Annotated in this window: 6 protein-coding genes and 1 pseudogene; 4 read left to right on the top strand and 3 right to left on the bottom strand. The window is 71.0% G+C overall.

Annotated elements, in window-relative coordinates:
* The 3 genes from Q0C81_RS13960 to Q0C81_RS13970 all read right to left on the bottom strand — a co-directional run.
* Nucleotides 1-342: Hpt domain-containing protein (locus Q0C81_RS13960; RefSeq protein WP_291839092.1), on the bottom strand; the 342-nt coding region annotated here is incomplete at its 3' end.
* A gap of 78 nt (nt 343-420) precedes the next feature.
* Nucleotides 421-1203, bottom strand: coding sequence for an NAD kinase (locus tag Q0C81_RS13965; RefSeq protein WP_291839095.1), 783 nt, complete (start codon nt 1201-1203; stop codon nt 421-423).
* A 31-nt stretch (nt 1204-1234) separates the two neighbouring features.
* Complete coding sequence (locus tag Q0C81_RS13970) at nt 1235-2377, bottom strand: DUF2336 domain-containing protein (RefSeq protein WP_291839098.1); 1143 nt, start codon at nt 2375-2377, stop codon at nt 1235-1237.
* A 146-nt stretch (nt 2378-2523) separates the two neighbouring features.
* Here Q0C81_RS13970 and Q0C81_RS13975 point away from each other — a divergent pair, with 146 nt between their 5' ends.
* The 4 genes and pseudogenes from Q0C81_RS13975 to Q0C81_RS13990 all read left to right on the top strand — a co-directional run.
* Complete coding sequence (locus Q0C81_RS13975; protein WP_291839101.1) at nt 2524-3288, top strand: class II aldolase/adducin family protein; 765 nt, start codon at nt 2524-2526, stop codon at nt 3286-3288.
* On the top strand, nt 3285-4067 hold the full coding sequence (locus Q0C81_RS13980) for a hypothetical protein (RefSeq protein ID WP_291839104.1): 783 nt from the start codon (nt 3285-3287) through the stop codon (nt 4065-4067). Before Q0C81_RS13975 ends, Q0C81_RS13980 begins: the two co-directional genes overlap by 4 nt.
* Nucleotides 4068-4170: 103 nt before the next feature.
* Nucleotides 4171-5328 carry an efflux RND transporter periplasmic adaptor subunit gene (locus tag Q0C81_RS13985; RefSeq protein ID WP_291839107.1) on the top strand — a complete coding sequence of 386 codons (1158 nt, stop codon included), beginning with the start codon at nt 4171-4173 and terminating at the stop codon, nt 5326-5328.
* Nucleotides 5325-6832: pseudogene (locus Q0C81_RS13990) on the top strand (efflux RND transporter permease subunit); the annotation flags it as partial. The gene Q0C81_RS13985 and the pseudogene Q0C81_RS13990, both read left to right, overlap by 4 nt.

Raw genomic sequence — 6832 nt, forward strand, 5'->3', positions numbered from 1 at the left:
CGCGGCCATGCGCTTGGCCGGATCGTCCAGCATCTTGCACAGCGAACCGGCCAGGCGGGTGACCAGCGGATACTGGTAGGTCGAGCCCAGGCCCTTCAGGTCGTGGGCGCGGAAATACAGGCCCTCGGCGGTCTGGGCGTTGTAGCCCTGGGCGCGGATGTCGGCCTGGGCCTGGTCCAGCTTGGTGATCTCGTCCTGCAGCCACTGGCCGAATTGGGCCGACATGGCCTTGAGGGCTTCCTCGGCCTTGGCGATCGCATTGGCGTCGATGCCGCCGAAGGCGCCACCGACCTTCATGCGAAGGGTGTTGGGCGGACGAATGACCTGGGCAGAGTTGCTCACCGGGCGCTCCCGAAATTGACTGGCGCTTTTGGTCGCACAAACGACCTTAAGAAGCCGTGCACGCGGGGGAATTTGCCCTCAGGACGCGAACTGTTCCGCCAGCACCCGCTCCTCGAACGAGCGGCCCTCGTCGAACAGCATGGTCAGGGCGATGTCGCGGCGTTCGCGCACATCGACGCGGGTGACCCGCCGGACCTCGAAATTGTCGGCGGTGGCGCTGACCGGGCGCTTGTCGGCTTCCAGGATCTCGAAACAGACCGTGGCCTGGTGGGGCAGCAGGGCGCCGCGCCAGCGACGGGGACGGAAGGCGCTGATCGGGGTCAGGGCCAGGACCCGCGAATCCAGCGGGATGATCGGGCCGTGGGCCGACAGGTTGTAGGCGGTCGAGCCCGCCGCCGTGGCCACCAGGCAGCCGTCGCAGGCCAGTTCCTCCAGCCGCACGCGGCCGTCGACGCTGATGCGCAGCTTGGCGCTCTGCCGCGTCTGGCGCAGCAGGGAGACCTCGTTGATGGCCAGGCCGCTGTGGACCTGTCCGGACTCCGTCCAGGCGTCCATCTGCAGCGGGTGGATGACCGCGCGGCCGGCGCCGGACAGCCTTTCCAGCAGGCCGTCCTCCTCATAGTCGTTCATCAGGAAGCCGACCGAGCCGCGGTTCATGCCGAACACCGGGGTGCGGCGCTCCATCACCGTGTGCAGGGTCTCCAGCATGAAGCCGTCGCCGCCCAGGGCCACGATCACGTCGGCCTGCTCCTCGGGCGCCGAGCCGTAGCGCTCGGCCAGCCGCGCGCGGGCCTCCAGGGCCTCCGGTCGATCGGAGGCGGCGAAGGCGATGCGAAGAGGGCGGTCGGAGGAGGAGGTCACCGTCGCACGCAAGCCGAGCGGGCCTGTGAAGTCAAACGGCGATGCGCTGTTCGGTCGGATCCGGATCGACCAGGGCGCGGAAGGCGCGGGCCGCGGAGGTCGCCGACAGGGCGCCGCGCTGCCACACCGGATCGCCCAGGTCGCCGGGCAGGCCGTGGTTCAGCTTGCGCAGTTCGGTCAGCAGGGTCGGGAAGACCGCGCGGTCGATGCCGACGACGGAACAGGCGTAATACAGGGCCTCGGGCCTGGACGCGCGCAGGGCCTGACGGATCTGGTTGACGGTGAAGCCGCTCAGCGCGGCCAGGCCGTGGACCAGCAGGCTGAGGCGCTTCTCGCGCACGGCGCGGATCAGCATGGCGGGCTTCAGCTGGCCGGCGGCCTGCAGCTTGGCGACCAGCCGGCGCTCCATCTCCTCGCGCTCGGGCGTGTCCTCGGGGATGTCGTCGGGCCGGTCCTTGCGCATGACGCCCTCGACGGCGTCGTACACGGCGTTTCCGAACTTGCGCTCGTCGACCTGGAAGCGGGCGCCGATCGACTCGCGCAGGGCGGCGCCGACCCAGTGGTACATCTGTTCGGCCAGGGCCTCGGTCAGGCGCGGGTGGCGCGACAGCGGTCCGCGCAGGGCGGCGATGCGGCGCGAATGCTCGACCAGCCGGCGGAAGCCCTCGCCGCTGATCTGGGCGGTGCGGTTGGTGGCCAGGGCGGTCAGGACGGCGGGGACGCCGCGCTCGATGACGGCGTCAGCGACGCGGCCGCTGATCTCTGGACGGCGGGCCACGGCGATCTGGTGGTCCAGCGAGGCCTCGACCAGGATCCTCAGCAGATCCTCGTCCTGCAGCACGGGGCTGGCGGCCAGGATGGGGGCGGCGATCTCGATCTCGTCCAGCGCCAGCACATTGACCAGGGCCGGCGGGGCCCAGTCGGCGTGGGCCAGGCGGCTGGCCAGGGCCTTGCGGATGTCGCGTTCGGCCTGGCGGGCCAGGAACAGGAAGATCTCGCCCAGGATGGGGGACAGCTGGCCGTCCGGCGGGCTGGCGTCGCACAGGGCCATGACGCCCAGAAGCAATCTCTGGCGGGCGTCGGGACTGTTGTTTCGGGCCAGCGCCAGCAGGTCTTCGGCGCGCGGCGCGCGCTCGGGGGACCGGGACGGATTGAGCTGGACGAGAACGGTCACACACGCCTCCGGCGCACCGTTAGGGTTACGGCAGGATTTACCGTACCGCTTGCAACCTAAGAGGCGGTTAACGGAACCTGAATCTTGACGCGGCCCCGCCCCGGGGCGAGCGTGCGCGCCATAAGAACGAGGCGAGGACGACGGCCATGGCTGACGGTGCAATGACTTCCCTGAAGTCTCGGGTGTCCGAGGCGGAGTGGAACACCCGCGTCGAACTGGCGGCCCTGTACCGCCTGGTGGCGCTGCACGGGTGGGACGACATGATCTTCACCCATATCTCGGCCCGCGTGCCGGGGCCCGAGCATCATTTCCTGATCAATCCGTACGGCTGGTATTTCGAGGAGATGACGGCCTCGTCCCTCGTGAAGGTCGATCTGGACGGCAACATCGTCCAGGAGACCGAGAACTTCATCAATCCGGCGGGGTTCACCATCCACTCGGCCATCCACGGGGCCCGGGATGACGCGCATTTCGTCATCCACCTGCACACCGTGGCCGGCGTCGGCGTGGCGGCGCAGCAGGAGGGCCTGCTGCCGATCGGCCAGAACGCCTGCCTGCTGCAGCATCAGGTCGCCTATCACGGCTACGAAGGCCTGGCGCTGAACCACGAGGAGCGCGAGCGGCTGGTGGCGGACCTCGGCGACAAGCCGCTGATGCTGCTGCGCAACCACGGCACCCTGGCGGTCGGTCCGACGGCGGCGGCGGCCTGGATCGGCATGTTCTTCCTCGAGCGCGCCTGCGCCCAGCAGATCGCGGCCCTGTCCGGCGGGCGGGAACACGTCCTGTTCGCCCCCGACGCGGCCCAGGTCGAGACGCGGGAGCAGGGCAAGGGGATTGGTTTCATTTCGGCCCTCGCCTGGCCGGGCGCGTTGCGTATGCTCGACAGGAAGTCGCCCGGCTACGACGTGTGAGGCGGGCCGGGGGGCTGCTGCTGACGCTGGCGGCCCTTGGGGCCGCCGCCCCGGCCGCGGCCGGTCCCTGGACCTTGCCGAAGGGCGACGGGCAGGTGATCGTCAAGTTCGAAGACATGCGGGCCGGCGAAGGGTTCGGCCCGGACGGCAGCCTCGCCGACCTGCCCGCCGACCGCCGCGACACCGTGGTCTCGGTCTTCGCCGAATACGGCCTGACGGATCGCCTGACCGTCCGTTTCAAGGGCGACTGGCAGTCGGGGAAGGACGCCTTCGTCGACTACGAGGGCCGCGGGCCGCTGGAGATCGGCGTGAACTGGCAGGTCTGGCGCGACGACCGCACGGCGGTGGCCCTGTACGGCGGCGTGGCGGACGGCGGGGAAGGGCGCAACGCCGGCTATGCCCCGCCCGGCGTCGGCGGCCAGGACTGGGAGGTCCGCGCCTCGGCCGGCCGCTCGTTCGGACGGGCCCGGTGGATGTCCCGCGCGGCGACCGGCGGCTTCGTCACGCTGGAGGCGGCCCGGCGCATGCGGGGCGGCCTGCCGGACGAGACCCGCGTCGACGCCACGCTCGGCCTGCATTTCGGCGACAAGTGGATGCTGCTGAACCAGGCCTACGGCGGGCAGGCCGACGACGGCGGGCCGCGCTGGCTGTCGGTCGAGACCTCCCTGGTCCGGCGCTTCGGATCCTGGAGCGTCCAGGCCGGATGGCGCGAGGCCGTGGCCGGGCGGGAGACGCCGCGTTCGGGCGGTCCGGTCATCGGTCTATGGCGTCGCTTCTGACCGCGACGGAATTCGGAACAGCACCCGTTACATGAACTTAAGTTGCGTCGACGGCGAGAGCCGCTAAGTCGGCACGTCCCCAAAGTCCCGGAGCGCCCGCCGCGTGGTCAAGCGTCACTTCTTCCTCGTCGCCGCGGCGATCCTCCTGGCCCTGATGGTCGGCGCCCTCGTGCTGCGCATGGCGTTCGCCGACGATGAGAAGGCCGGCGGACCGGGCGGGGGCCGGGGCGGACCCGGCGGCGGACGCGGCCAGGCCGTGTCGGAAGCCGTCGCCGCGCCGCGCGAGTTCAGCGACCGCATCCGCGTCCTGGGCGTCGCCCGTGGCCGGCGCTCGGTCAACATCACCTCCTCAACCAGCGAACTGATCACCCGCGTGATGTTCTCGGACGGCCAGCGCGTCGCCGCCGGCACGCCCCTGGTCCAGCTGCAGGCCCGCGAGGAAGACGCCAACATCGCCGACAACCGCGCCCAGGTCGCCCGCGCCGAGACCATGTACGAGCGCTACAAGACACTGAACGACCGCGGTTTCGCCTCGGCGGCCATGGTCGAACAGTACGAGACCGAGCTGGAATCGGCCCGCGCCTCGCTGGCCGCGTCCGAGGCCCGCGCCGGGGACCGCACCATCCGTGCGCCGTTCGCGGGCGTGCTGGGCCTCAGCACCGTCACCCCGGGAACCCTGGTCAATCCGGGCGCCGTCATCACCACCCTGGACGACATCGACGTGGTCCGCGTCGACTTCCCCATCCCCGAGCGCTACCTGGCCGTCCTGCGGGCGGGGACGCCGATCACCGCCACCATCGACGCCTATGGCGACGAGGTCTTCACCGGCCGCATCGCCCTGATCGACACGCGGGTGAACGAGTCGACCCGCTCGGTCACCGCCCGCGCCGAAATCCCCAATCCCGGCGCCCGCATCCGGCCCGGCATGGCCGTCCGCGTCGCCGTCCAGCAGGGCCTGCGCCAGGGCATCGCCGTGCCCGAGGCCGCGGTCCAGTACGAAGGCGACGGCGCCTTCGTCTATCGCATCGCCAACGGCGAGCGCGGCTCCACGGCCCAGCGGGTCGTGGTCGAGACCGGCGCGGTCGAGGGCGGCTTCGTCGAGATCCTGTCCGGCCTGGCCAATGGCGACCGCGTGGTCGGCTCGGGCCTGAACCGCATCCAGCCAAACGCCCCCGTGCGCGTCGGCGGAGCGGGCGGGCGAGGCGGTCAAGGCGGGGGGCAGGGCGGCCGCGCCGCTCCGGCCCAGGGCGCCGCCCGATGATGCTCTCCGACGTTTCCGTCCGCCGCCCCGTCATGGCGGCGGTGGCGGCGATCGTGCTGTGCGTGATCGGCGCCGCGGCCTTCTTCTTCCTGCCGGTGCGCGAACTGCCGGACGTCGATCCGCCGATCGTGTCGGTGAACACCAGCTACGCCGGGGCCTCCGCCGAGGTCATCGAAAGCCGGATCACCGAGCCCATCGAGCAGCAGATCGCCGGCATCCAGGGCGTCGAGCGCATCACCTCGTCCAGCCGCGACGGCCGGTCGAGCGTGAACATCGAATTCTCGCTGGACCGCAACATCGACGACGCCGCCAACGACGTGCGCGACCGCGTCTCGCGCGTGGTCGGCCGCCTGCCGGACCAGGCCGATCCGCCCGAGGTGGCCAAGGCCGACTCGGACAGCCAGCCGATCATCATCCTGTTCCTGCGCTCGACCAGCCTGAACCGGCTGGAGCTGACGGACTACGCCGACCGCTATCTGATCGACCGCCTGGCCACCGTGCCGGGCGCCGCCCAGGTCCAGATCTACGGCGAGCAGCGCTACGCCATGCGCATCTGGCTGGACGCCGCCGCCCTGGCCGCGCGCGGACTGACCGTCACCGACGTCGAGACCGCCCTGACGGCCCAGAACGTCGAACTGCCCGCCGGTTCGCTGGAGTCGGGCCAGAAGGACTACACCGTCCGCGTCGCGCGCACCTACGCCCGCGCCGAGGACTTCCGCCAACTGCCCATCGGCCTCCAACGCCGCCGCCTCGAACAACACCAGCGGCCTGGCCACCAACAGCAACGCCCTGCCCAGCGGCGCCACCGGCGCCATCCAGGGCCAGGCGGCCTATGTCACCCGTCTGGGCGACATCGCCCGCGTCGTGGAGGCTCCCGCCGAGGACCGCCGCCTGTTCCGCGGCAACGGCGTCGACCAGATCGGCCTGGCCGTCACCCGTCAGGCCCAGTCCAACGACCTGGCCATCTCCGACGGCGTGCACAAGATGATCGAGCAGATCCGCCCCAGCCTGCCGCCGGGCACGGAGCTGGTCGTCGGGTCCGACAACTCGGTCTTCACCAGCCACGCCATCGACGAGGTGTGGATCACCATCGGCATCTCGATGGCGCTGGTCGCCCTGGTCAACTTCATCTTCCTGGGCACCCTGCGCGCCGCCCTGATCCCGTCGATCGTGGCGCCCATCTGCCTGTTGGCCACCTTCATCGTCCTGGCCCCGCTGGGCTTCTCGCTGAACCTGCTGACCCTGCTGGCTCTGGTGCTGGCCATCGGTCTGGTGGTCGACGACGCCATCGTGGTGACCGAGAACATCCAGCGCCGCATCGACCACGGCGAACCGCCCCTGGTCGCCGCCGAGCGCGGCGCGCGCCAGGTGTTCTTCGCCGTCGTGGCCACGACCGTGGTGCTGCTGGCGGTGTTCGCGCCGCTGCTGTTCCTGCCCGGCTACGTCGGCCGCCTGTTCGTCGAGCTGGCGGCGGCCATCGCCGCGGCCGTGGCCTTCTCGGCCT

The sequence above is a fragment of the Brevundimonas sp. genome, from assembly GCF_023259385.1.
In the GTDB taxonomy this organism is placed as follows: Bacteria; Pseudomonadota; Alphaproteobacteria; order Caulobacterales; family Caulobacteraceae; genus Brevundimonas.

Bases quoted from the DNA above. Each gene is read 5' to 3' on its own strand.
- Q0C81_RS13975 (WP_291839101.1), top strand. From the start codon at position 2,524: ATGGCTGACGGTGCAATGACTTCCCTGAAGTCTCGGGTGTCCGAGGCG.